Annotated in this window: 24 protein-coding genes; 11 read left to right on the forward strand and 13 right to left on the reverse strand. The window is 73.9% G+C overall.

Translation table 11 applies throughout. The features are described 5' to 3' along the window. The first annotated feature begins 298 nt into the window (after window positions 1–298). Together dapE and ACFVWU_RS28980 are read left to right on the forward strand one after the other, a co-directional pair. On the forward strand, window positions 299–1,375 hold the full coding sequence (gene dapE / locus ACFVWU_RS28975) for a succinyl-diaminopimelate desuccinylase (protein WP_387626411.1): 1,077 nt from the start codon (window positions 299–301) through the stop codon (window positions 1,373–1,375). A 113-nt stretch (window positions 1,376–1,488) separates the two neighbouring features. After that, entirely contained in the window at window positions 1,489–2,298 is an 810-nt protein-coding gene (locus ACFVWU_RS28980; protein WP_387626413.1) for a TIGR00730 family Rossman fold protein, read from the forward strand. 232 nt (window positions 2,299–2,530) lie between these two features. On the opposite strand, the gene folP is transcribed toward ACFVWU_RS28980, so the two are convergent. Further along, the gene (gene folP, locus ACFVWU_RS28985) at window positions 2,531–3,343 is read right to left on the reverse strand and encodes a dihydropteroate synthase (RefSeq protein ID WP_387626461.1); all 813 of its coding nucleotides are present in this window, start codon (window positions 3,341–3,343) and stop codon (window positions 2,531–2,533) included. A 180-nt stretch (window positions 3,344–3,523) separates the two neighbouring features. Between folP and ACFVWU_RS28990 the strand changes: the two genes are divergently transcribed. Next, window positions 3,524–3,952: a DivIVA domain-containing protein gene (locus ACFVWU_RS28990; protein ID WP_387626415.1), complete on the forward strand. Its 429-nt coding sequence runs from the start codon at window positions 3,524–3,526 to the stop codon at window positions 3,950–3,952. Continuing rightward, window positions 3,949–4,548 carry a DNA-3-methyladenine glycosylase I gene (locus ACFVWU_RS28995; RefSeq protein WP_387626417.1) on the forward strand — a complete coding sequence of 200 codons (600 nt, stop codon included), beginning with the start codon at window positions 3,949–3,951 and terminating at the stop codon, window positions 4,546–4,548. The genes ACFVWU_RS28990 and ACFVWU_RS28995 overlap by 4 nt, the downstream gene beginning before the upstream one ends. Window positions 4,549–4,551: 3 nt before the next feature. Here the strand turns inward: ACFVWU_RS28995 and ACFVWU_RS29000 are convergent, their stop codons facing one another. After that, complete coding sequence (locus ACFVWU_RS29000; protein ID WP_387626419.1) at window positions 4,552–5,352, reverse strand: enoyl-CoA hydratase-related protein; 801 nt, start codon at window positions 5,350–5,352, stop codon at window positions 4,552–4,554. Window positions 5,353–5,648: 296 nt separating this feature from the next. Here ACFVWU_RS29000 and ACFVWU_RS29005 point away from each other — a divergent pair, with 296 nt between their 5' ends. Then, entirely contained in the window at window positions 5,649–5,816 is a 168-nt protein-coding gene (locus ACFVWU_RS29005) for a DUF3117 domain-containing protein (protein ID WP_270144370.1), read from the forward strand. Window positions 5,817–5,915: 99 nt separating this feature from the next. On the opposite strand, the gene ACFVWU_RS29010 is transcribed toward ACFVWU_RS29005, so the two are convergent. Beyond that, window positions 5,916–6,548, reverse strand: coding sequence for an O-methyltransferase (locus ACFVWU_RS29010; protein WP_380615729.1), 633 nt, complete (start codon window positions 6,546–6,548; stop codon window positions 5,916–5,918). A 288-nt stretch (window positions 6,549–6,836) separates the two neighbouring features. Here ACFVWU_RS29010 and sigE point away from each other — a divergent pair, with 288 nt between their 5' ends. The 4 genes from sigE (at window position 6,837) to ACFVWU_RS29030 (ending at window position 10,041) form a co-directional block, all read left to right on the forward strand. After that, on the forward strand, window positions 6,837–7,568 hold the full coding sequence (gene sigE, locus ACFVWU_RS29015; protein ID WP_387626463.1) for an RNA polymerase sigma factor SigE: 732 nt from the start codon (window positions 6,837–6,839) through the stop codon (window positions 7,566–7,568). Further along, window positions 7,565–8,578 carry a zf-HC2 domain-containing protein gene (locus tag ACFVWU_RS29020; RefSeq protein WP_387626421.1) on the forward strand — a complete coding sequence of 338 codons (1,014 nt, stop codon included), beginning with the start codon at window positions 7,565–7,567 and terminating at the stop codon, window positions 8,576–8,578. Before sigE ends, ACFVWU_RS29020 begins: the two co-directional genes overlap by 4 nt. Window positions 8,579–8,705: 127 nt before the next feature. Continuing rightward, the gene (locus ACFVWU_RS29025) at window positions 8,706–9,140 is read left to right on the forward strand and encodes a sec-independent translocase (protein WP_387626423.1); all 435 of its coding nucleotides are present in this window, start codon (window positions 8,706–8,708) and stop codon (window positions 9,138–9,140) included. 223 nt (window positions 9,141–9,363) lie between these two features. After that, a complete protein-coding gene (locus tag ACFVWU_RS29030; protein WP_387626425.1) occupies window positions 9,364–10,041 on the forward strand; it encodes a hypothetical protein in 678 nt (225 codons plus the stop codon). Between the two features lie 226 nt (window positions 10,042–10,267). Here the strand turns inward: ACFVWU_RS29030 and ACFVWU_RS29035 are convergent, their stop codons facing one another. The 4 genes from ACFVWU_RS29035 to ACFVWU_RS29050 form a co-directional block, all read right to left on the reverse strand. Next, window positions 10,268–11,428: an Mrp/NBP35 family ATP-binding protein gene (locus ACFVWU_RS29035; RefSeq protein WP_387626427.1), complete on the reverse strand. Its 1,161-nt coding sequence runs from the start codon at window positions 11,426–11,428 to the stop codon at window positions 10,268–10,270. Window positions 11,429–11,484: 56 nt separating this feature from the next. Beyond that, a complete protein-coding gene (locus ACFVWU_RS29040; RefSeq protein WP_387626429.1) occupies window positions 11,485–12,114 on the reverse strand; it encodes a DUF1003 domain-containing protein in 630 nt (209 codons plus the stop codon). Next, window positions 12,104–13,390 (reverse strand): magnesium transporter MgtE N-terminal domain-containing protein, encoded by a 1,287-nt coding sequence (locus ACFVWU_RS29045; protein ID WP_387626431.1) that lies wholly within the window; start codon window positions 13,388–13,390, stop codon window positions 12,104–12,106. Before ACFVWU_RS29045 ends, ACFVWU_RS29040 begins: the two co-directional genes overlap by 11 nt. A 153-nt stretch (window positions 13,391–13,543) precedes the next feature. Then, window positions 13,544–14,083, reverse strand: coding sequence for a hypothetical protein (locus ACFVWU_RS29050; protein ID WP_387626433.1), 540 nt, complete (start codon window positions 14,081–14,083; stop codon window positions 13,544–13,546). Between the two features lie 163 nt (window positions 14,084–14,246). Here ACFVWU_RS29050 and ACFVWU_RS29055 point away from each other — a divergent pair, with 163 nt between their 5' ends. Continuing rightward, window positions 14,247–15,176, forward strand: coding sequence for a DMT family transporter (locus ACFVWU_RS29055; RefSeq protein ID WP_387626435.1), 930 nt, complete (start codon window positions 14,247–14,249; stop codon window positions 15,174–15,176). Between the two features lie 4 nt (window positions 15,177–15,180). On the opposite strand, the gene corA is transcribed toward ACFVWU_RS29055, so the two are convergent. Further along, window positions 15,181–16,302, reverse strand: a complete 1,122-nt coding sequence (gene corA, locus ACFVWU_RS29060; protein ID WP_387626437.1) for a magnesium/cobalt transporter CorA — start codon at window positions 16,300–16,302, stop codon at window positions 15,181–15,183. 442 nt (window positions 16,303–16,744) lie between these two features. Here corA and ACFVWU_RS29065 point away from each other — a divergent pair, with 442 nt between their 5' ends. After that, complete coding sequence (locus ACFVWU_RS29065) at window positions 16,745–17,386, forward strand: suppressor of fused domain protein (RefSeq protein WP_387626439.1); 642 nt, start codon at window positions 16,745–16,747, stop codon at window positions 17,384–17,386. A gap of 188 nt (window positions 17,387–17,574) precedes the next feature. On the opposite strand, the gene ACFVWU_RS29070 is transcribed toward ACFVWU_RS29065, so the two are convergent. From ACFVWU_RS29070 to ACFVWU_RS29090, 5 genes are all read right to left on the reverse strand, one after another. Beyond that, complete coding sequence (locus tag ACFVWU_RS29070; protein WP_387626441.1) at window positions 17,575–18,435, reverse strand: PHP domain-containing protein; 861 nt, start codon at window positions 18,433–18,435, stop codon at window positions 17,575–17,577. A gap of 54 nt (window positions 18,436–18,489) precedes the next feature. After that, window positions 18,490–19,128, reverse strand: coding sequence for a DUF6758 family protein (locus ACFVWU_RS29075; RefSeq protein WP_387626443.1), 639 nt, complete (start codon window positions 19,126–19,128; stop codon window positions 18,490–18,492). Window positions 19,129–19,435: 307 nt separating this feature from the next. After that, window positions 19,436–19,594: a hypothetical protein gene (locus ACFVWU_RS29080; protein WP_380615731.1), complete on the reverse strand. Its 159-nt coding sequence runs from the start codon at window positions 19,592–19,594 to the stop codon at window positions 19,436–19,438. A gap of 559 nt (window positions 19,595–20,153) precedes the next feature. Then, window positions 20,154–21,032 (reverse strand): alpha/beta fold hydrolase, encoded by an 879-nt coding sequence (locus ACFVWU_RS29085; RefSeq protein ID WP_387626445.1) that lies wholly within the window; start codon window positions 21,030–21,032, stop codon window positions 20,154–20,156. A gap of 182 nt (window positions 21,033–21,214) precedes the next feature. Beyond that, window positions 21,215–23,137: a DEAD/DEAH box helicase gene (locus ACFVWU_RS29090; RefSeq protein WP_387626447.1), complete on the reverse strand. Its 1,923-nt coding sequence runs from the start codon at window positions 23,135–23,137 to the stop codon at window positions 21,215–21,217. Window positions 23,138–23,588 lie beyond the last annotated feature (451 nt).

Here is a 23,588-nt window from a genome sequence, read left to right on the forward strand (position 1 = left end):
GGTTACTCGCCCGCTCGCCTCCGGGGCGCTCGGGTCCGGTGCCGACGGTCGGCGCTCCAATGCCCTCGTTCCTCGGGCCTCCTCGCTTCTCGCTTTCGGCACCGGCGCGCCCCTTCGGCTCGGGGCGGGGACTCGCCCGCTCGCCTCCGGGGCGCTCGGGCCCGGTGCCGACGCTCGGCGCTCCAATGCCCTCGTTCCTCGGGCCTCCTCGCTCCTCCCTTTCGGCACGGGCGGGGCGTCCCGGGCGGGTCACGGAACGACCACACCGGCGGCACATCCACGCGGATAGGCTGACGCCATGAGCAGCCCGAACCCGACGCCCCTGGACCTCACTCTCGACGGCGGCACGCTGACCGCACGGCTCGTCGACTTCCCCTCGGTGAGCGGCGACGAGCAGGCGCTCGCCGACGCCGTGGAGGCCGCCCTGCGCGGCTACCCGCACCTCACCGTGGACCGGTACGGCAACAACGTGGTCGCCCGCACCACCCTCGGCCGCGGCGAGCGCGTCGTCCTGGCCGGCCACCTGGACACCGTGCCGATCGCCGACAACCTGCCCTCGTACGTCGAGGGGGACCTGCTCTACGGCTGCGGCACCTCGGACATGAAGTCCGGCGTGGCCGTCGCGCTGCGCCTGGCCGCCACCCTGACCGAGCCCAACCGCGACCTCACCTACGTGTTCTACGACTGCGAGGAGGTGGAGGCCCACCGCAACGGCCTCGGCCACCTCGCCAAGGACCGTCCGGAGTGGCTGGCCGCCGACTTCGCGGTGCTGATGGAGCCCAGTGGCGCCGTGGTCGAGGGCGGCTGCCAGGGCACCCTGCGGGCGCAGATCCGGCTCTCCGGCGTGCGCGCCCACGCGGCCCGCAGCTGGCTCGGCGACAACGCCATCCACCGCGCCGCCGAGGTGCTCACCCGGCTCGCGCAGTACCAGCCGCGCTGGGTGGAGATCGACGGCCTGGAGTACCGCGAGGGCCTCAACGCGGTGCGGATCGACGGCGGCGTGGCCGGCAACGTCATCCCGGACGAGTGCGTGATCACGATCAACTTCCGCTACGCGCCGGACCGCAGCGAGGCCGAGGCGGAGAAGCACGTGCGCGAGGTCTTCGACGGCTTCGAGCTGACCGTGACCGACTTCGCCGCGGGCGCGCTGCCCGGCCTCTCCCAGCCCGCCGCCCAGGCCTTCCTGGCGGCCACCGGCGGTCAGGCCCGGGCCAAGTTCGGCTGGACCGACGTCGCCCGGTTCAGCGCGCTCGGTGTCCCGGCGGTCAACTACGGCCCCGGCGACCCGAACTACGCGCACAAGCGGGACGAGCACTGCTCGCTGAGCGCCATCGCCGAGACCGAGGACCGGCTGCGCGCCTGGCTGACCAGCTGAACCGGGCCTGTTCGGCCACCGATCCGATCAGCTGCTGAAGGCCATCTTCCGGTTGCCCAACCGACCTTCCCCCGTTGCCTGAAAACGGGGGAAGGTCGGCGTAGGGTTTCGTCATGACAGGCACAGGAGACGACAAGCACTACGGACACGGCCCCGAGCAGGTCGGCGTGCCGCGGAAGAAGAAGGCCTGGCCCGAGAAGCAGAAGGGCCCGGTGCTGGTGCGCCGGGACCAGGTCGGCACGAGCACCACGGACCAGCGCCTGCTGGACACCACCGGTCCCACCGACTGGCTGCACACCGACCCCTGGCGGGTGCTGCGGATCACCTCCGAGTTCGTCGAGGGCTTCGGCGCCCTCGCCGAACTCCCGCCCGCGATCAGCGTCTTCGGCTCGGCCCGGACCCCGGCCGACTCGCCCGAGTACGAGGCCGGAGTGGCCATCGGCCGGGCCCTCGCCGAGGCCGGCTACGCGGTGATCACCGGCGGCGGCCCGGGTGCGATGGAGGCCGCCAACCGCGGCGCCTCCGAGGGCGGTGGGCTGAGCGTCGGGCTCGGCATCGAGCTGCCCTTCGAGCAGGGCCTCAACGAGTACGTCGACCTCGGGCTGAACTTCCGTTACTTCTTCGTCCGCAAGACGATGTTCGTGAAGTACGCCCAGGGCTTCGTGGTCCTGCCCGGCGGGCTCGGCACGCTGGACGAGCTGTTCGAGGCGCTGACCCTGGTGCAGACGAAGAAGGTCACCCGCTTCCCGGTGATCCTCTACGGCAGCGCCTACTGGGGCGGCCTCTACGAGTGGCTGAAGACCACCCTGGTCGCGCAGGGCAAGGCGGCCCCGCACGACCTGGAGCTGTTCCACATCACCGACGAGATCGACGAGGTGATGAAGATCCTCGCCGACGCCCGCCGGCCCGCCAACGAGATCTAGCGCGAGCGAGCCGCGCGAGCGAGCCGAAGGGGCGCGCCGGTGCCGAAAGCGAGGAGCGACAAGCGAGGCACGAGCGCCGGAGCGACGAACGTCGGCACCGGGTCCGAGCGCCCCGGAGGCGAGCCGAGCGCCAAAGAAGAGGAGCGACAAGCGAGGCACGAGCGCTGGAGCGACGACCGTCGGCGCCGGGTCCGAGCGCCCCGGAGGCGAGCCGAGCGCCGAAGAGAGGCTCCTAGGCCAGCCCCCGGCGGGCGACCGCCGGGGGGCGGGTGCCCCGGATCGAGGCGACCATGTCCAGCACCTGGCGGGTCTCCGCGACCTGGTGCACCCGGTAGACCTGGGCGCCCAGCCAGGCCGAGACCGCCGTGGTGGCCAGGGTGCCGAGCAGCCGCTCGTTCACCGGCCGGTCCAGGGTCTCGCCGACGAAGTCCTTGTTGGAGAGCGAGACCAGCACCGGGAAGCCGGTCGCGGCCATCTCCGGCAGCCGCCGGGTGGCCTCCAGCGAGTGCCGGGTGTTCTTGCCGAAGTCGTGCCCCGGGTCGATGATCACCGCGTCCCGGCGGACGCCCAGCCCCACCGCCCGCTCGGCCAGCCCGACGGTCACCCGCAGGATGTCCGCCATCACGTCCTCGTACCCGATCCGGTGCGGCCGGGTGCGCGGCTCGGCGCCGCCCGCGTGGGTGCACACCAGCCCGACGTCGTACCGGGCGGCCACCTCGGCGAGCTTCGGGTCCACCCCGCCCCAGGCGTCGTTCAGCAGGTCCGCGCCGACCTCGCAGACCGCCTCGCCGACCTCGTGCCGCCAGGTGTCCACGCTGATCACCGCGTCGGGGTGGCGCTTGCGCAGCTCGGCCACGAAGGGGACGGTGCGCCGCAGCTCCTCCTCGACCGTGACCTCGTCGCCGGGGCCGGCCTTCACCCCGCCGATGTCCAGGATCGCCGCGCCCTCGGCCACGGCGCGGTCGGCCGCGGCGAACGCGGCCTCGTCGGCGAACGTCGCGCCCTTGTCGAAGAACGAGTCCGGCGTCCGGTTCACGATCGCCATGATCACCAGCTCGTCGTCACCGAATTCGCGCGGTCCCAGGCGCAGTGCCACCGATGTCTCCTCCACAGCTCCTGCGGGTGCGATGATGGCCCCCGGCCTCACTAGGGACCATGCTGTCATGATCAGTCTGGTTCCCTGGCACTTGATCGGGGACCGGCCGGGAGTTCGGGAGGACAGCTCGTGTTCTGGGTGATCGTGGTCGCCATGGCCGTGGTGGTCGGCGGCGCCGCGCTGGTGGCGCTGGGCGGTGGCGGCTCGATGCCGGAGGCGGTGCCGGACCGCATCGCCGCGCGGCTGCCGCAGGACCGACCGCTGAGCAAGACGGACGTGGACGACCTGCGCCTGCCGATGGCCGTGCGCGGCTACCGGATGGACGAGGTGGACGACGTCCTGGACCGCCTCGGCGCCGAACTCGCCTACCGCGACTCGCGGATCGCCGAGCTGGAGGCCGCCGCCCACCTGCGCGGCGCGGTCGAGGCCACCACCGCCCCGGACCCGGGCGCCGAACCGCTGCCGGGTCTGGAGGAGTTCGCCAAGGTGGTCCAGCCCGCCGCCGCGCTCACCGAGCAGCCGGCCCCCGAGGACGCGAAGCCGGGGACGGAGCAGTGACCGACGTCGCGGAGGGCGCGGTGCTCGGCGCGGACGGCCTGCGCCGCTGCGGCTGGGGCGAGTCGACGGACGACTACCGCGTCTACCACGACACCGAGTGGGGCCGCCCGGTGCACGGCGACGACGCCCTGTTCGAGCGGGTCTGCCTGGAGGCCTTCCAGTCCGGCCTGTCCTGGCTGACCATCCTGCGCCGCCGCGAGGGGTTCCGGGCCGCGTTCGCCGGCTTCCGGATCGCCGAGGTCGCCGAGTTCGGCGAGGCGGACGAGGAGCGGCTGCTCGCCGACACCGGCATCATCCGCAACCGGGCCAAGATCGAGGCGGCGATCGCCAACGCCCGGGTCGCCCGTGACCTGGACGGCGGCCTCGACGCGCTGATCTGGCAGTTCGCCGCCGACCCGGACCGGCCGGCCCCCCGCACGCTGGCGGAGGTGCCGGCCGTCACGCCGGAGTCGACGGCGCTGGCGAAGGCGTTGAAGAAGGCGGGCTTCCGCTTCGTCGGCCCGACCACCGCCTACGCCCTGATGCAGGCCTGCGGTCTGGTCGACGACCACCTGGCGGACTGCCACGTCCGCGCCGGCGGGAGGAAGCGGCGCTGAGCCTCAGCGCCCGACGTACTTCGGCTTCTCCTTGGCGATGAAGGCGCGCACCGCGATCCGGTGGTCCTCGCTCTCGCCGGCCAGGGTCTGCAGCTCGTCCTCCTTGTCGAGCAGTTCGTCCAGCGAGTGCGAAGCGCCGTACGCCAGCGACTCCTTGATGGCGCCGTAGGCCACGGTCGGGCCCTCGGCCAGCTCGCGGGCGAAGACCCGCGCGGTGGCGGCGAGTTCCTCGGCCGGCACGACCTTGGTGGCCAGGCCCAGCTCCATCGCCTCGGCGGCCTTGACCGTCCGGGGCAGCATCAGCAGCTCGGTGGCCTTGGCGTGTCCGACCAGCCGGGGCAGCGTCCAGGACGCCCCCGAGTCGGCGGTCAGACCGATCCCGGCGAAGGCGGTGTTGAAGCCGGCCCGGTCGGAGATGATCCGGAAGTCGCAGGCGAAGGCGAGCGAGGCGCCCGCGCCGGCCGCCACCCCGCCGACCGCGGCGACGGTCGGCTTGCGCATCCCGGCCAGCGCCCGGGTCAGCGGGTTGTAGTGCTCGGCGACGGTCCGCAGCGCGCCCTCGCCGGTCTCCTCGAACCGCTTCAGCAGCGCCAGGTGCTCGTTCAGGTCCTGCCCGACGCAGAACGCCCGGTCGCCGGCCCCGGTCAGCAGCACCGCCCGCACCGCCGGGTCCCCGGCCGCCTCGGTCACGGTGTCGCGCAGCGCCACCTTGGTGGCGACGTCCAGGGCGTTCATCGCCTCCGGGCGGTTGATGGTGATGACGGCCAGGCCGCCGTCCAGCTCGTACAGCACGGAATCGGACATGGGGGAGGGCTCCCTAAACGATCGTCGCGTCGGTGGTCGTGCCAGGATGCCGGAGCGGGGGCGGGGCTGGGGAGTGTGAGGTATCGCACCTTCCCGCGGTACCGGTACCGCCGCCACGCCGGGGCTTATGACGCCAATTGCGGCGGTTGGAGTCGGTCCGGCCGATGTTGCACCGAGAGTGATGTTGGTCATCAGGCCGTGGCATGCGGGATAATGGCTTCCGATCAATGCGTTCGATACCGGCGGTGGACGGACTGCCGGTGCGTAGCTGAGCGGTTGCAGGAAGGGGAACGAGCATGGCGGCCATGAAGCCGCGGACGGGTGACGGCCCGCTCGAAGTCACCAAAGAGGGGCGGGGCATCATCATGCGCGTTCCGCTCGAAGGCGGCGGACGCCTCGTGGTGGAGCTCACGCCTGACGAGGCCGAAGCCCTGGGCGATGCCCTCATGAAGGTCACCGGCTGACCGCAGCGGGTGCTCGCCGTCTCCTGGAGACGTACTGCCGGGCCCGGGTACGACGTCACGTCGGCCCGGGCCCGCGCGGTCTCCGGGGGCGGACAGGCCCTACCGCTTGACGGCGCAGAGCAGCCCGTCCGAGACCGGCAGCAGCGCGGGCAGCAGCGCCTCGCTCTCCCGCACGTCCCGGACCAGGTCCCGCACCGCGCCGGTCTGCGGGTCCTGCAGCTCCGGCTCGGCGAGCCGGCCCTCCTGGAAGACCCCCTCGAAGCAGACCATCCCGCCCGGCCGCAGCAGCCGCAGCGCCTCCAGCAGGTACTCCCGGGACTCGGCCGGATCGCCGTCGCAGAACACCAGGTCGTACTGGCCGTCGGCGAGCCGGGGCAGCACCTCCAGTGCCCGGCCCGGTATGAACCGCGAGCGGTTGGCCGCGAACCCGGCCGCCTGGTACGCCTCGCGGGCCAGCTGCTGACGCACCGGCTCGGAGTCCACCGTGGTGAGCACGCCGTCCGGCCGCATCCCGCGCAGCAGGTAGACGCCTGACACACCTGTGCCGGTGCCGATCTCGGCCACCGCCTTGGCGTCCAGCGCGGCGGCCAGCAGCCGCAGGCACGCCCCGCCGCTCGGCCCGATGGCCCGTATCCCGGTCCGCGCGGACTGCGCCCGGGCGTAGGTCAGCACCGCGTCCTCGCCCACGTAGGTGTCGGCGAGGGCCGCGCGCGCGGGCCCGAACTCGCTGATGGCTGCCTCTTTCGGAGCCCCGGGTGGCGGCCCGGTGCCGGGGGATGTCGATATTTCCTGCCACAGATTACTGGCCGGGCGGGAACCGCGTACGGCGGCGGGCCGTTGTCACTGAGGACCGGGTGCGGGAGACCTCCCGGGCACTTTTATCCGGGCTTGACGGGTGAGGTGGATATGGTGGTGGCCCTGCTGGGCAGAAGAGCCGACCGAGGAGGTGTGGCCGAGGGCGACGTCCCCGTGCGGCGGCACTCCCGCGGCACCGCGTCGGCCCGTACGCCGAAGCCCGTGATGAACCAGCCTGCGCACTCCGACCTGGACCAGCCCGCCGCCGCGACGCCGGCCGCCGGCACCACCGAGGCCCCCGCCCTCGCGACCTTCGCCGAGGGCCCCGACGCGCAGAGCTGGACTCCGCCCACCTGGGAGGAGATCGTCGAGGCTCACAGCGCCCGCGTCTACCGCCTCGCCTACCGTCTGACGGGCAACCAGCACGACGCCGAGGACCTCACCCAGGAGGTCTTCGTCCGGGTGTTCCGTTCGCTGTCCACCTACACCCCCGGCACGTTCGAGGGCTGGCTGCACCGGATCACCACCAACCTGTTCCTGGACATGGTCCGCCGCCGCCAGCGCATCCGCTTCGACGCGCTCGGCGAGGACGCGGCCGAGCGGCTCGCCTCCCGCGAGCCCAGCCCGGCCCAGCACTTCAGCGACACCCACTTCGACGCCGACGTGCAGCACGCCCTGGACACCCTCGCCCCGGAGTTCCGCGCCGCCGTGGTGCTCTGCGACATCGAGGGCCTGTCCTACGAGGAGATCGCCGCCACGCTGGGCGTCAAGCTCGGCACCGTCCGCAGCCGTATCCACCGCGGCCGCTCGCACCTGCGCGCCGCGCTCAAGCACCGTGCCCCCGGCCAGGCCCCCGGCCGTGAGCGCCGCGGCGGCTCGGAGGAGCCGGTGCCGGTCGGCGCCGTCGCCGCGGAGCCCGCGGCCACACCGGGCGGGCGTGGACGGAGGCGATCGTGAGCGGAGCCAGCCGGTCCGGTCCGGAACGGTCGGAGGCGTCCGACCGGCCCCAGACCCGGCGGAGCTGGGCGCTGGGCCGCCGGGGCGGTGACGACCCCGGTGAGCCGCTGCCGACCGCCGTCCCGCTGCCGGGCGACACGGAGCTGCGTGCCGTGCCCGTACGCCCCGTCGAGCCCGCCGCCGAGGAACACCACCTCGGTGAGCGCCTGTCCGGGTTCCTGGACGGCGAACTCGGCCACGACTCGCGCGAGCGGGTCCAGGCCCACCTGGCCACCTGCCCCCAGTGCCTGGCCGAGGCCGACGAGGGCCGCGCCGTGAAGCACCTGCTGACCCGCACCGACACCCCCGGCCCCTCCTCCTCGCTGATGGCCCGGCTGATGGCCGTCGGCAACCTGCCCGAGGACGGCCCGGCGGACGGCGGCTGGCCGGGCCAGGGCGGTCGGCGCGACGACGACGACCTGCCCGGCGGCGGGCTCGGCGCCACCGGCACGCTCGGCGGCAGCCGGCTCACCGGTGGCTCCTTCGGCCGCGGCGCCGGCGCCTCCTTCGGCGCGGGCGCGCTCGGCGCCGACACCCCGGTGCCCGGGGTCGACCCGCGCGCCTTCGGTCGCGGCTCGGTGCTGCGGCCGCTGATGGGTCGACGCACCGGCCGTCCGGAATCCGCCGTCGGCCCCGACCGCACCGCCGCCCGGCCGCTGGCGGCCGCGGCCGCCGTCCGCTCCGCCGCGCGCGGCCGCCGCCTGGTCTTCGCCGCCGCGGGCGCCTTCTCGGTCGCCGCGGTGACGCTCGGCGGCGTCGGCGGCCTCGCCCAGGGCGAGGACCAGCACGGCACCACCGTCAGCCCGATCGGCGGCGGCACCACCGGCCGCGGCGGCCTGGTCCCGATGACCGCGCAGGTCCCGGTGGACTTCCCGGCCCGCCCGGTCGCCGCCACCCGCGAGGCGGGCCCCTCCTCCTCGCCGGAGCGCTACCCGGGCGGCATCGCGGCCCTGCGCCAGCAGATCCGCTAGCGGACACCCCGCCTTCGGGCCCGGCCACCGGCTGGTCTTTACCACGGCTTCATCGCACCGTGGAGCAGGGACCCGCCGGTGGCCATTACTCTGGAGGAACCGTCGTCCGGCGAGCTAGGGAGCAAAGGTGTTCAGCGACGTAGGCGGGCTGGAGATCCTCACCCTGATCGTGATGGCGATCATCATCTTCGGTCCTGACAAGCTGCCGAAGCTGATCCAGGACACCATGGGCTTCATCCGCAAGGTCCGCTCCTTCGCCGACAACGCCAAGGAGGACATCCGCAGCGAGCTGGGCCCCGAGTTCAAGGACTTCGAGTTCGAGGACCTCAACCCCAAGACCTTCGTCCGCAAGCAGCTCATGGGCGGCGAGGAGGACCCGCTGGGCCTCAAGGACATGAAGGACTCGCTCGACATCCGCTCCGTCCTGGACGACAAGCCCGCCGCGCCGGTGAACGGCCGCGCGGGCAGCGTGAGTTTCGACAAGGCCGCCCCGGCGCCCGCCTCCGCCGGAGCCCCGCTGCAGCCCGGCGAGCGGCCCCCGTTCGACCCCGACGCGACCTGATCGAGCCCGCGCGCACCCCGCGGGAACACGACACCACCGCCCCGCCCGGCCGTCCGGCTGAGCGGGGCGGCGGCATCCGCGCCGCTATTGTGCTGACTGTTCCCGCTGAGCCGTCCGTCACATCCGCGCTTGCGCGGACCAGGAACGGCCCCCGGGAACGCCGAGGTGCGCCACCATGGGAGCGCGCCACGGCAGGCACACGTGCGTTTGAGGAGGCCCGGGGATGGACGCGACGAGTCAGGCGGGAGGGGCGACGGCCACGGCCGGCGGCCCGGTGGTCGGCGGGCAGGCCGGCCCGGCGGATCCGCTGGTGCCCTACCTGTCCGCGGACTTCCCCTGGTACGGCCTGGACGACGGCTGGACCGGCCGCCGCTACCTGATGCAGGCCGGCGCCAGCGGCCCCCGCGGCTGGGCGGCCGGCAGCGTCGACTACGGCACCCTCGGCCACGGCGACGAGCCGGCCAAGCAGTACGAGCCGCGCGAGACGCGCAAGTTCGCGGTCGTGGTCACCGTGGCCCGCCGCGACAGCCGCCGCAGCGCAGACAACACCGGCACCCTGGAGGCGACCTCCGCCTCCTCCGCCGCCTGGCTGGCCGGCTCCGGCCTGCTCGCCGCGACCTGGCCCGGCCAGCTCGACCGCGCGCTGCGCCAGGACTGGCTGGACCAGCAGAGCAGCCTGGCGTGGGACCTCGCCGACGACCTGGCCGGCCCCGGCTGGTCCACCCTCAGCCTGCCGGTCAACGGCATGCCGCAGCCCTTCCGCTACCGCGAGTCCGAGTACGGCTGGGTGCTCGCGGGCGAGGCCCCCGGCGTCCTCCTCGGCGCCTTCGGCCGTGGCGTCAGCGCCTACGGCGTCGGCTTCGCCACCGTCGCCGACCTGGGCGGCTACACCCGGCCGTAGGGCCCGCGGACACGACGAGGGGCCGGGCGGAGAACCGCCCGGCCCCTGCTGTGCTGGTCGCCCGCTCGCCTCCGGGGCTGTGACTCGCCCGCTCGCCTCCGGGGCGCTCCGGCCCGGTGCCGACGGTCGGCGGGCACTGCGCCACCTCCTTCGTCGGCGGCTTGGCCCTTCTCCCTTTCGACACCGGCGCGCCCCTTCGGCTCGGGGCGGGGACTCGCCCGCCCCGTCAGAACTTGTTCTTGGGCGTCAGCCCGAGCGACATGCCCGACAGGCCGCGCTGGCGGCCGCCGAGCTTGCCTGCCACGGCACGCAGGGCGGCGCCGGCCGGGGAGTCGGGGGCGGCGAGCACGACCGGGCGGCCGTCGTCGCCGCCCTCGCGCAGCCGCACGTCGATCGGGATCGAGCCGAGCACCGGGACGGTCGCACCGACGGTGCGGGTGAGCGCGTCCGCGACGGTCTGACCGCCGCCGGTGCCGAAGACGTCGATCATCTCGTCGCAGTGCGGGCACGGCATGCCGGACATGTTCTCGATCACGCCGACGATCTTCTGGTGGGTCTGCACCGCGATGGTGCCGGCCCGCTCGGCCACCTCGGCGGCGGCCATCTGCGGGGTGGTGACGATCAGGATCTCCGCGTTGGGGATCAGCTGGGCCACCGAGATCGCGATGTCGCCGGTGCCGGGCGGCAGGTCCAGCAGCAGCACGTCCAGGTCGCCCCACCACACGTCGGCGAGGAACTGCTGCAGCGCGCGGTGCAGCATCGGGCCGCGCCAGACCACCGGGGCGTTGCCCGGGGTGAACATCCCGATCGAGATGACCTTCACGCCGTTCGCCTGCGGCGGCATGATCATGTCCTGAACCTGGGTCGGCCGGCCCTCGACACCCAGCATGCGCGGCACGCTGTGGCCGTAGATGTCGGCGTCCACCACGGCGACCTTCAGGCCGTCCGCGGCCATCGCGGCGGCCAGGTTGACCGTCACGGAGGACTTGCCGACGCCGCCCTTGCCGGAGGCGACGGCGTAGACGCGGGTCAGCGTGCCCGGCTTGGCGAACGGGATCTCCCGCTCGGGGGCGCCGCCGCGCAGCAGCTGGGAGAGCTCCTTGCGCTGCTCGTCGCTCATCACGTCGAGCTCGACCTCGACGCCGGTCACGCCCGGCACCCTGCCGACCGCCTCGCGGACCCGGGTGACGATGGTGTCGCGCATCGGACAGCCGGAGACGGTCAGGTAGACCGCGACGCGAACCGCTCCCCCCTCGGCGATCTCGACCGATTTCACCATGCCGATCTCGGTGATCGGACGGTTGATCTCCGGGTCGTTGACGGTCGCGAGGGCCTCGCGTACGGACTCCTCCGTGACGCCGGCAGCGACCTCTGTCTCGTTGGCCATGCCTTGATGGTACGGCTCCGGGCGAACCGCTTAACCGGTCGGTAGCGTGCCGCCGGTCACAACGTCCCGGAGGCGTCCCGGCGTTCGTCCATCTCCTTGAGCAGGGACTGGAGCTCGGACCGGATGAAGTCGCGGGTGGCGACCTCGCCGAGCCCGTGCCGCAGCGCGGCGACCTCGCGGGTCAGGTACTCGGTGTCGGCGATGTTGCGGTCGCTGCGGGCCCGGTCCTGCTCCATGTTGACCCGGTCCCGGTTGTCCTGGCGGTTCTGCGCCAGCAGGATCAGCGGCGCCGCGTAGGAGGCCTGCAGCGACAGCGCCAGGGTCAGGAAGATGAACGGGTACTCGTCGAAGCGCACGGTGGTCGGCAGCAGGGTGTTCCACCCTATCCAGATGACGACCACCACCGTCATCCAGACGATGAACCGCCCGGTGCCGAGGAAGCGGGCGATCCGCTCCGACAGCACGCCGAAGGCCTCGGGGTCGTAGGACGGCAGCGAGAGCAGGCCGGGCCGGGCGGTGCGCGGCTGGTCGAGCCGGGTGCGGCTGGAACCGGTGATCGGGGCGGTCTCCAGCCGGCCGCCGCCCTCGCGGGTGCGCAGCTCGCGCAACTGGCGAAGCTCCCGCAGTTCGCCCTGCAGGCGCCGGCGCGCGGAGTCGTCCGGCCGTCCGTTGCGGTCACCGTCCATCGGCCATCCCCTCACTCTCGTCGTCGCGGGCGTGCAGCGCGGCGTCGCGCCAGTCCTCGGGCAGCAGGTGGTCGAGCACGTCGTCGACGGTCACCGCGCCCAGCAGGTGGTCCGCCTCGTCCACGACCGGCGCGGACACCAGGTTGTAGGTCGCCAGGTAGCTGGTGACCAGCGACAGCGGGGTGTCCGGCGGCAGCGGGTCCAGGTCGTCGTCGACCAGCGAGCCGACCAGCATGTAAGGGGGCTCGCGCAGGAGCCGCTGGAAGTGCACGGTGCCCAGGTAGCGGCCGGTCGGGGTCTCGTTCGGCGGGCGGCAGACGAAGATCTGGGCGGCCAGAGCGGGCTTGTGGTCGCTGATCCGGATCCGCGCCAGCGCCTCGGCGACCGTCGCGTCCGGCTCCAGCACGATCGGCTCGGTGGTCATCAGACCACCGGCGGTGTCCTCCTCGTACGACAGCAGGCGGCGCACCGGCGCGGCCTCCTCCGGCTCCATCAGCTGGAGCAGCCGCTCGGCCTCGTCACCGGGCAGTTCGGACAGCAGGTCGGCGGCGTCGTCCGGGTCCATCGCCTCCAGGACGTCGGCGGCGCGCTCGTCCTTCAGCTTGCCGATGATCTCGACCTGGTCGTCCTCGGGCAGCTCCTCCATGACGTCCGCGAGCCGCTCGTCCGGCAGTGCGGCGGCCACCTCGGCGCGGCGCTTGGCGGACAGGTGGTGCATCACGCTGGCCAGGTCGGCCGGGCGCAGCTGTTCGAAGGTGGCGAGCAGGTTGGCCGCGCCCTGGTCCTGCTCGGGCTGCGAGAAGCCGGTGACGTCCTGCCAGTCCAGGGTGAGCCGCTCGCCCTTGCCCTTGCGCAGCCGGCCGGCCCGGCCGACCTGGACGAAGACCTTGCTGATCTCCCACTCGCGCAGGCGGGTCTGCACCATGCCGATGTCCAGCACGGTGACGTCCTCGCCGGTCTTGGACCAGGTGACGGTACGGTCCAGCAGCTCGGCGAGCACCAGGGTCTCGGCCGGGCGCTGTTCGAAGCGCCGGAGGTTGATCAGGCCGGTGGTGAGCACCTGGCCGGACTCCAGGCTGGTCACCCTGGTCATCGGCAGGAAGATCCGGCGCCGGCCGACGACCTCGACCACCAGGCCGAGCACCCGCGGCGGGCGGCCGCCGAGCCGCAGCGAGACCACCACGTCCCGGACCCGCCCGACCTGGTCGCCGTTCGGGTCGAAGACCGCGATGGCGGAGAGATGGGAGATGAAGACCCGGGTGCCTGGCCCTGCCATGGACTCCCTCTGATCGCTCGACGCCTCGGCAAGGGTGCGCCGAGCACACCCGCGGCCCCAAGGCTACCCGGGTGTCCGGGGCCGGGCCCGCCGTGGCACGGTAGCGGCCGCAGGAGTCGTGGACGCCAACTCCTGCTCACGGTTGGGCAGCCCTCAGCGGCGCTTGAACAGCAGCTTGGGCAGGCCGGCCGGGATCGGGCGGCGGGTGGTGGCCGGGGTGGGCATCGGCCGGGCCGCGTGCGAGTCGTCCGGCATCGCGCCCGGGCGCTCGCTGAGCGCGCCGACCGGCTCCAGCCGCAGCACCCGGCACTCCCGGGCCCAGCGCTCGGCGATGGCGTCGGTGTCGGGCGCGTTCAGCCGCTTGCCCTTGAGCTCCTCCACGGCGCCCCGCCAGGCCTCGCCGTCCGGCGCCAGCTCCACCACCCTGGCGCCCCAGCCGATCAGCCGGCCGCCCTTGTCCTTGCTGCGCACCGTGACCACGGCCACGGCGCCGGGCTCCAGGCCGTGCAGCGGCTGCTCGCCGCCCCCGCCGACCACCACCACCGCGCCGTCGTGCCAGGCGTGCCAGAGCGGACGGGCATGCTCCTGGCCGTCCGCGCGCACCCAGAGCAGACCGGACTTCTTCGCGGCCTCCTCCAGCAGGGCCTGGTCGAGGAAGTCGTCGGCGGTCGCGGCGGCGGGCGTACGGTCCATGGCGGACAGCGTACGGCTTCGCCCCCGACGCCGTCCCTTCCCGTCCGCCAGACGTCTCAGCTCCTGTCCACCAGATGTCTCAGCCTCCGGGCGACAGTTCCATTGCAGCGACACGGGCCTTACCGTATGAGCGCCCAACCACCGTGACCAGCGAAGGAGCGCCGTGCCCGCCGCCCGGCCCGCGACCGCCCCAGCCACCCCCGCCGCCGCCGACCCGCGGCCCGCGCACCCGCTCCCCACCCTCGACCTGCTGCTGCTCGCCGTCTCCATCGCCGGCATCTCGTTCTCCGGCCCGCTGATCAGCGCCACCGCCGCGCCCGCCCTGGCGATCGCACTCTGGCGCAACGTCATGTCCGTCGGCGTCCTCGGCCCCTACGCGCTGCTGCGCCACCGCGCCGAACTGCGCGGCATCGGCCGCCGGGCGCTGCTGCTCGCGATCGCCGCCGGCGCGCTGCTCGCCGTCCACTTCGCGCTCTGGATGCCCAGCCTGCGGATGACCTCGGTGGCCTCCGCCACCGCCCTGGTCACCACCACCCCGCTGTGGACCATCCTGCTGATGCGACTGTTCGGCGTCCGGGCCCCCCGCATGGTCTGGCTCGGCACCGTCGTCGCCTTCGCCGGCGTGCTGGTGCTCACGGGCGTGGACCTCTCGCTCTCCCCGCGCGCCCTGCTCGGCGACGCCCTCGCCCTGGCCGCCGGACTCGCCGCGGCCGGGTACATGCTGCTCGGCGCCGAGGTCCGCAAGACCGTCAGCACCACCGCGTACACCCTGGTCTGCTACACCACCACGGCGGTCGGCCTGCTGGTGATCTGCCTGGCCGCCGGGACGCCGCTGTCCGGCTGGTCGGCCGGGGCCTGGTGGCAGATCGTGCTGCTGATGGTCGCCGCCCAGCTGCTCGGGCACTCGCTCAGCAACCGGGTGGTGCGCAACCTCGGCCCGTCGATCACCTCCACCGCGATCCTGCTGGAGACCCCGGGCGCCGCCCTGATCGCCGCCCTCTGGCTCGGCCAGTGGCCCCCGGCGGCCGCCTACCCGGCGGTGGTGCTGATCCTGCTCGGACTGGTCCTGGTGGCCCGCGGCGGACGCCGGTAGCGGGCTACAGCCAGCCGTTGCGGCGGAAGCCCCGGTACATCCCCACGCAGATCAGCGTGACCGCGCCGAGCACCGCCGGATAGCCGTACGGGTTGTGCAGCTCCGGCATGTAGTCGAAGTTCATCCCGTACACGCCGGTGATCATGGTGGGCACCGCGAAGATCGCCGCCCAGGCGGTGATCTTCCGCATGTCCTCGTTCTGCGCCACCGACACCTGCGCCAGGTTCGCCTGCAGCAGCGAGTTCAGCAGCTCGTCGAAACCGTGCACCTGCTCGGTCACCCGGGCCAGGTGGTCCGCGACGTCCCGGAAGTACTTCTGGATGTCCGGGTCCACCAGGCCCTGCGACGGCTCCGACAGCTGCTGCATCGGGCGCAGCAGCGGCGCCACCGCGCGCTTGAACTCCAGAACCTCGCGCTTGAGTTGGTAGACCCGGCCGACATCGGCGCTGCGCCCGCCCTTGGCCGAGAAGACGCCGTACTCGATCTCGTCCACGTCGTTCTGCAGCCGCTCGGCGACCAGCAGGTAGTTGTCCACCACGTGGTCGGCGATCGCGTGCAGCACCGCGGACGGCCCCTTGGCCAGCAGCCCGGACTCGTCCGCGTCCGCCTCCAGCCGGTGCCGCAGCTCCTGCAGCGAACCGTGGCCGCCGTGCCGGACGGTGATCACGAAGTCCCGCCCGGCGAACACCATCAGCTCGCCGGTCTCCACCACCTCGCTGGTGGGCGTGAGCTGGTCGTGCTCGACGTAGCGGATGGTCTTGAAGACGGCGAAGAGGACGTCGTCGTAGCGCTCCACCTTGGGGCGCTGGTGGGCGTGCACCGCGTCCTCCACCGCGAGCGGGTGCAGGCCGAAGCGCTGGGCGATGCCCTCGAACTCCGCCCCGGTCGGCTCGTGCAGCCCGATCCAGCTGAACGAGCCCGCGCTGTCCGGGAATTGGTGCGCCGCCTTGACCCGGCGGGCGGCCTCGCGCGGGCTGCAGGTCTCGCCGTTGCGCCGGCCGTGCTGGTAGACCGCGCAGTCCACGACCGCCGAGCCGCTGCCTTCCGGCACGGCGTCGTACGGGCCGGGGACGCCCCGACGACGGTTGGTGCGGACGGCGGCGCGCAGGCTGTTGATCATCGACATGGCAGGCTCCCTGGGACAGGAGCCGTCGCACGGCGGCACGGAGAACGCGGGAACGCAGGGCCGTGGTGCGACGGCGAGGAACACCGGTGAAGGGGATGAGGGTGCTCTCCCGGCCGGTCCGTCCGCCGTCGACCCGCGCCCGGGGCCACTGACGGCTGGATCAGCCGCTACGGCCTGCGAGGCGAGGGATGCGGGGAAGTCGGGGCCGGGCAGAGCTGCCGGTACTGCATGGTCGGCCGGTATCCACCGCAACCACCTCCTTCGCGCCGCCGCCCCGGGACGAACGATCCCGGTGGCCAGTCGCTCACCCTAACATCTGACCGGGCATCGGCGCCGAGGGGTTCAGCTGTCCTTTGCGCGCCCTTGACGGGTCCACCCCGCCCGCCGCCCGGCCCGCCGCCCGCACGAAGTCCCCGCGACCCGGCGGGTTACGCTCACCGGCATGGCCCATGACTTCCCGTCCTTCGGCGACCCCCACGGCGGCAGCTCCCCGGAGCTCACCCGGGAGGCGGTGCTGGCCGCCGTCGAGGCCCGGCTGATCTCCACCTTCGGCGAGCCGAGCGGCCGCGCCGCCGTCACCTTCCTCGGCGCCGACCGGATCGAGGTGCTGCGCTTCGGCCCGGACGCCGAGGGCCTGGTCCGCTACACCACGCTCGGGATGGCCGCCGCGCCGATGGCCGACCCGACCGCGCTGGTCGCCGACCAGCTGCGCGGCCCCCGGGTCGAACTGGTGCTGACCGTACGCGGCGGGCACGACAGCGTGCTGCGCAGCCTCGCCACCGTCGCCGCGACCCCGCAGGTCGAGGGCCTGGTGGTGGCCCCGGGCGGCTCGCTGGATCTCGGCGCCCCGCTGTGGGACGGCGCCCCCTTCACCTCGGTGCTGGCCGCCGAGCCGGGCGGCCTGGTGGAGGACCTCGAACTGGCCGAACCCGCCGAGCCGGTGCGCTTCCTGCCGCTGCTGCCGATGACGCCCAACGAGGCGGGCTGGAAGCGGGTGCACGGCGCGGCCGCGCTCCAGGAGCGCTGGCTGGACCAGGGCACCGACCTGAGGGACCCGGACCGGCGCGGCGTCCGGCTGGACTGACGGTCGCTCAGGCGGGGCCGTAGGGGGTGGGGGCGTACGGGGCGTGCGGGTTGCTGTGCGCGCCCGTGCCGCGCCTCTGTACGCCGGAGTGCGGCCGGGGAGTGCCGGCCGCTCGTACGACTACTCGTACGGTTACCCGCACGGCTGCTCGAACTGCCGATCGGTTCGGCGTAGCGCGCCGGACCGGCTCAGCGCTCGATCGGCTCGGCCCCGGTCGCCTGCGCCAGCAGCGCCTCGTACACCGCCGGGTCGGTGGTGTGCTCGCCGAGCCGGACGGTCTTGCGGCTGCCGTGGTAGTCGCTCGAGCCGGTGACCAGCAGGCCCAGCTCGCCCGCCAGGCCGCGCAGCCGCTGCCGGGTCTCCTCGTCGTGGTCGGTGTGGTCGACCTCCAGCGCGGCCAGCCCGGCCGCCGCGAGGTCGGCGATCACCTGGTCCGAGACCGTCCGGCCGCGCTTGACCGCGCCGGGGTGGGCGAAGACCGGCACCCCGCCGGCCGCCCGGACCAGCCGGACCGCCTCCACCGGGTCGGTCTCGTGCTTGCGTACGTCCGCCCGGCCGCCGTTGGCCAGCCAGTCCGGGGTGAAGGCGTCCGAGACGGTGGCCACCACGCCCGCCTCGACCAGCGCGCTGGCGATGTGCGGCCGCCCGACCGAGCCGGCCCCGGCGATCCGCTGCACCTGTTCCCAGCTGATGTCCGCGCCGAGCTCGCGGCAGCGTTCGACGATCGCCCGCCCGCGCCGGAACCGGTCGGTGCGCACCAGCTCCCGCTCGCGCGCGAACTCCGGCTCCTCCGGGTCGAACAGGTACGCCAGCAGGTGCATGCTGATGTCGCCCACCACGCAGGACAGTTCGGCGCCCGGGACGACGGTCAGCCGGGTGCCGTCCGGCAGCGCGCGCACCGCCCCGGCGGCCTCGGCGTGGCCGGCGACGGTGTCGTGGTCGGTGAGCGCCACCACGTCGAGGCCGGCGGCCACCGCCGCGGCGACCAGCTCGGCCGGGCTGTCGGTGCCGTCGGAGGCGTTGCTGTGGGCGTGCAGGTCGATGCGCACGGGGCGGACTCCTGGAGGCTCGTGGGTGCCGCCCAGGATAGGCCGTTCGGGCGTTCAGCCGAGCAGACGGGGAGAGAGGGCCCCACAGGGCAGCAGGTCCAGCTCGGCGCCGGCCTCGCGCAGGTCGGTGAGCACCAGCTCGTCGTACATCACCAGGGCGGACTGCTCGGGCCAGGCGATCGCCCAGAGCCAGAGCCCGCGGGCCTCGCCGGCGAACACCGCGCGGTCGGCCGGGGCGTCCGGGACGTGGAACATCGGGGTGGGGCGCCCGGCGGCCATCAGCTTGGCGTCGGCGGGCTTGTAGAGGCCGACCGAGTCGCCCGGGTCCGGCCCGGGCAGTCCGGCGTAGCGTGCGCCGAGCCCGACGCCCAGCTCCTCGGCGACCAGCACCAGCTCGCCGAAGCCGCCCAGCGGCGCCGGACCGGAGCAGGCGACGGCGGTGGCGCGGGCGCCCGAGACGTCGTCGCCGACGTGGCCGATGCCGGTGTAGAGCCAGCCGACCGGGAGCGGCCAGGGCAGCCAGACCGGGACCTGTGAGCGGGCGACGGCCACGCCCAGGGCTTCCACACTCGGGGGCAGCACGGGCTGCATCGGGTGCACGGCTCCGTGCCGGTCGCACTGCCAGGTGTCTGAGAACAGACCGGGGGCGCGGACCCGACCGGCGCACCTCGGGCAGCTTGGCTCGCCCCTCATAGCCGACAACGCTCCTCCCTCCGGACCGCCGCGTCAAGGACGATCACCCGTACGGACGGCTCGGCGGCACCTGTCGGTGGCGGACTCCCGGCCGACGCGGGGTGGGCGCGGCACAGGCGGTTCCCGTTGGGGATGTCCCGTCGAGGACGGCGGCAAACGTCGTGCGGGTCAGGCCCCGAACGCACTGACGCCCCGTCATCGGCGAATGCGGTGACAGGGCGTCAGTCGGGTATCGGAACGTCCGGATCGGACGCGCCCGGCTCGTCGGCGGCGGGTGAGGGCTCCCGGTCGGAGGCGCCGCGCCTGGTCAGACGGTCGGGCACGGGCGGATGAGCAGGCGCTCGCCGGTGCGGGCGGCGGCCTCGACGTACTCGCGGACGGTCTCGGCGTCGGCGATCAGGCGGTCGGTGGCGGAGCCGTCGGTGTCGTCCAGTCGGAGGATCTCGAAGCGCATGGGCTTGGTCATGGGCGTCTCCTTTCCTGGCCCCGCGGGGCGGGGCGATTGCGGCTGAGTCGGTATCAGCCCGTTCGGGGTCTTGCGGATCCGGCGGTACGGCCGGACCGATCGCGTCGTACGTGCGGCGGTCTGCTGCGGCAAGGGCTCCCCCTGCTTGCCTGGTGCGTCCAATGCCTCGTGCAACCACGGTGTCGTGGCGGTGCTACTGGGCCGTTGCCCGTCCGTAACGTCCAGGTTTCGCCTGATCGGCAACCGCGTGCGGGCCGGCAATGATTCCCGGACAGAATCAAAGATTACCGTAACTAACGAATTTTGTCCCGCGTGGAGGACGGTCGGACTGCCAAAAGTGGTTCAGACCACTCCGGTGAGGGTGCCGGGCGGGGCCCCCGCCCCTTCGGCTCGGAGGCGACCGGGCGAACAGCTGCGAGCGGGCGAATCCCCGCCCCGAGCTGAAGGGGCGCGCCGGTGCCGAAAGTGAGGAGCGACAAGCGAGGGACGAGCGCCGGAGCGACGAGCGTCGGCGCCGGGTCCCGAGCGCCCCGGAGGCGAGCGGGCGAGTAACAGCGGCTCAGGCCCAGAACGCCGCCAGCGCCTCGGCCGTGACGGCCGGCTGCTCGGCGTTGGGGGAGTGGCCCGCGTCCGCGACGACCACCCGGCGGGCGCCCAGGCGCTCCGCCATCCGGGTCTGCTCCGGCACCGGCCAGGCGTAGTCCCGCACCCCGGACAGCACCAGCACCGGCAGCGCCCCGGCGGCCACCGCCGCCAACTCGTCCACCCGGTCCGGCGCGGCCACCAGGTGCCCGCCGACCACGGCCAGCGCCTGCGGCACGTTCGCCACCCAGCGGCGGTGCAGGAACTCCGTGACATCCGGCTCCAGGGCGGGCTTGGGCATGTCGCTGCTCTCGTCCATCTGCCGCATGACCTGCCAGATCTCCTCCAGGGTCAGCACCGGCAGGGCGTCCAGCAGCAGCTTGGTCCGGGCCGCCTCGGCCGAGTCGATCGCCCCCGGCCCGGTGGCCATCAGGGTCAGCGAACGCCAGGGCAGCGGCCCCGCCGCGGCGGCCGCGAGCACGGCCTCCCGCACCACCTGACCGCCGAAGGAGTGCCCCAGCAGGTGCACCGGCCCGCCCTCGGCCGCCAGCACCTCGGTCAGCGCCCGCACGTCCGCGCCCAGCGCCGGGAGCTCGTACGCGGCCGCCTCGTCCGGCCCGCCGGTCTCGTACTGCCCCCGCTGGTCCACGGCCGTCACCCGGTACCCGGCCGCCGCCAGCGGCTCCAGCAGCCCGATGAAGTCCTCCTTGCTGCCCGTGAACCCCGGCACCAGCAGGGCCGACCCCCGCACGGGCCCGTCCGGCTCCGCCCGCAACGCCGCGAACTCCCCGCGCGCGGTCACCACGCGTTCCGTCCGGGCACAACCGGGCAGGGTCAGGAACGGCGGAGTACTCATGGGCAGCTTCCCTCCCGCGACAGGCCGACACCCCGAGCTTAGGGGGTCGCTGACACCCACTCCCACCAGCCCGGACGCCGACGGCGCGTCGCCGGCTGTCGCCCCGGTGGCGGTGGGTGGGAATGCCCGAGGGGGCGGGCGGGGCCGTTACGGCTCCGCCCGCCCCCTCGGGGTGGGAGGTGTCAGCTCTCCGGGGTGGCCGCGACCTTGCGGGTGCGGGTGCGCTTGCGCGGGGCCGGGACCTCGGCGGGGGCCTCGGCGGTCGGGGCCTCCGGGGCGGTCTCCGCGACGGCCTTGGGCTTGCGGGTCCGGGTGCGGGTCGCGGGCTTCTCGGCCGGCGCCTCGACGGCGGCCTCGACGGCCTCCGCCTTCGGCTTGCGGGTGCGGGTCCGGGGGGCGGGCTTCTCCTCGGCCGGGGCCTCGGTCGCCGCCTCGACGGCCTCGGCCTTGGGCTTGCGGGTCCGGGTGCGGGTCGCGGGCTTCTCGGCCGGGGCGGCCTCGACCGGCGCCTCGGCGGCGGCCTCGACGATCTCGACGGCCTCCGCCTTCGGCTTGCGGGTCCGGGTGCGGCGCGGCTTCTCCTCGGCGACCGGTGCGGCGACGGTCTCGACGGCCGGAGCCGCCTCGACCACGGCCTCGGTCGCCGCCACGGCGGCCTCGGCCACGGCGGCGCCACCGCGCGAACGACGGCGGCGACGGCGCGGCGCGGCCTCGCCCTCGGCGCCCTCGACGGCCGGGGCCCTCTCGGTCACCGGAGCGGCAGCGGCGGCCTCGCCCTCGGCGCCGACCTCCGAGCCGCGGCGGGTGCGGCGGCGCTCACGGGTGCGGCGCGGCTTCTCCTCCGCCGGGGTCTCGACGGCGGCGCGGCCCGGGCCGCTCCGCCCGCCGCGGCCGGAGCGGGACCCGCGTCCGCCGGTCTCGCCGAGGTCCTCGATCTCCTCCGCGCCGAGCCCGGCCCGGGTGCGCTCCGAGCGGGGCAGCACGCCCTTGGTGCCCGGCGCGATCTTCAGCAGCTCGTACAGGTGCGGCGAGGTGGAGTAGGTCTCCTCCGGCTCGTTGAACGGCAGGTCCAGCGCCTTGTTGATCAGCTGCCAGCGCGGGATGTCGTCCCAGTCGACCAGGGTGACGGCGGTACCGGAGGCGCCGGCCCGGCCGGTGCGGCCGATCCGGTGCAGGTAGGTCTTCTCGTCCTCGGGGCACTGGTAGTTGATGACGTGGGTGACGCCCTCGACGTCGATGCCGCGGGCCGCGACGTCGGTGCAGACCAGCACGTCGACCTTGCCGTTGCGGAAGGCCCGCAGGGCCTGCTCGCGGGCGCCCTGGCCGAGGTCGCCGTGGACCGCGCCGGCCGCGAAGCCGCGCTGGGTCAGCTGGTCGGAGACGTCGGCGGCGGTGCGCTTGGTGCGGCAGAAGATCATCGCCAGCCCGCGGCCGTCGGCCTGCAGGATGCGCGAGACCATCTCGACCTTGTCCAGCGAGTGCGCACGGAAGATGTGCTGCTCGATGTTGGCGACGGTCGAGCCGGTGTCGTCCGGGGCGGTGGCCCGGATGTGGGTCGGCTGGCTCATGTACCGGCGGGCGAGGCTGATCACCTGGCCCGGCATGGTGGCCGAGAACAGCAGCGTCTGCCGCTTGGCCGGCAGCATGGTGATGATCTTCTCGACGTCCGGCAGGAAGCCCAGGTCGAGCATCTCGTCGGCCTCGTCCAGGACCAGCGCGCGGACCTTGGACAGGTTGAGCTTCCGCTGCCCGGCCAGGTCCAGCAGTCGGCCGGGGGTGCCGACCACGATGTCGACGCCCTTGGCGAGCGCCTCGACCTGCGGCTCGTACGCCCGGCCGCCGTAGACGGCCAGGACCCGCACGTTGCGGACCTTGCCGGCGGTCTGCAGGTCGTTGGTGACCTGGGTGCAGAGCTCACGCGTCGGGACGACGATCAGCGCCTGCGGGAATTCGGAGAGCTGCTCCTCGGTGGCCCGGTCGGCGTCCACGTCGGCGCGCACGACGACCCGCTCGATCAGCGGGAGGCCGAAGCCGAGGGTCTTGCCGGTGCCGGTCTTGGCCTGGCCGATGACGTCGTGGCCGGTCAGCGCGACCGGGAGGGTCATCTCCTGGATCGGGAAGGGATGGACGATGCCGACGGACTCGAGCGCCTCGGCGGTCTCCGGGAGGATCCCCAGGTCCCGGAACGTCGTCTTGATGGGTTCAGCGGTGGTGGACAGGGTGCTGCCTCTTCCGTTTTCGGAGGGGCCGAGAGCGAGCGGCGGGCGGGCAGCCGCGCGGCTGCGTACGGGCCTGGGCGGCCCCGATTACAGCTGCGCGGACGCACAACCGCGCCGGTCCCTGCGGCCGGCCGGTGCGCGCGGCCCGGTGCGGGGCGCGTCGCCGGCGGCGTCGGGGAGGGTTCCCGTGAGGGACCTGCGCGGGACCTCCGCCTTGGGGCGTGGTCTCGGCGGCCCTCGCTCGGCCACTGATGCGGTGCCAAGGCTTGAAGTCCAAGCCATGGTCGGAGCCGATCGGCTCTCCGACCGGGCATCCGCGTACGTGAGTACCCGTGCC

Origin of the sequence: Kitasatospora sp. NPDC058190, from assembly GCF_042883685.1 — a bacterium.
Taxonomy (GTDB): domain Bacteria; phylum Actinomycetota; class Actinomycetes; order Streptomycetales; family Streptomycetaceae; genus Kitasatospora.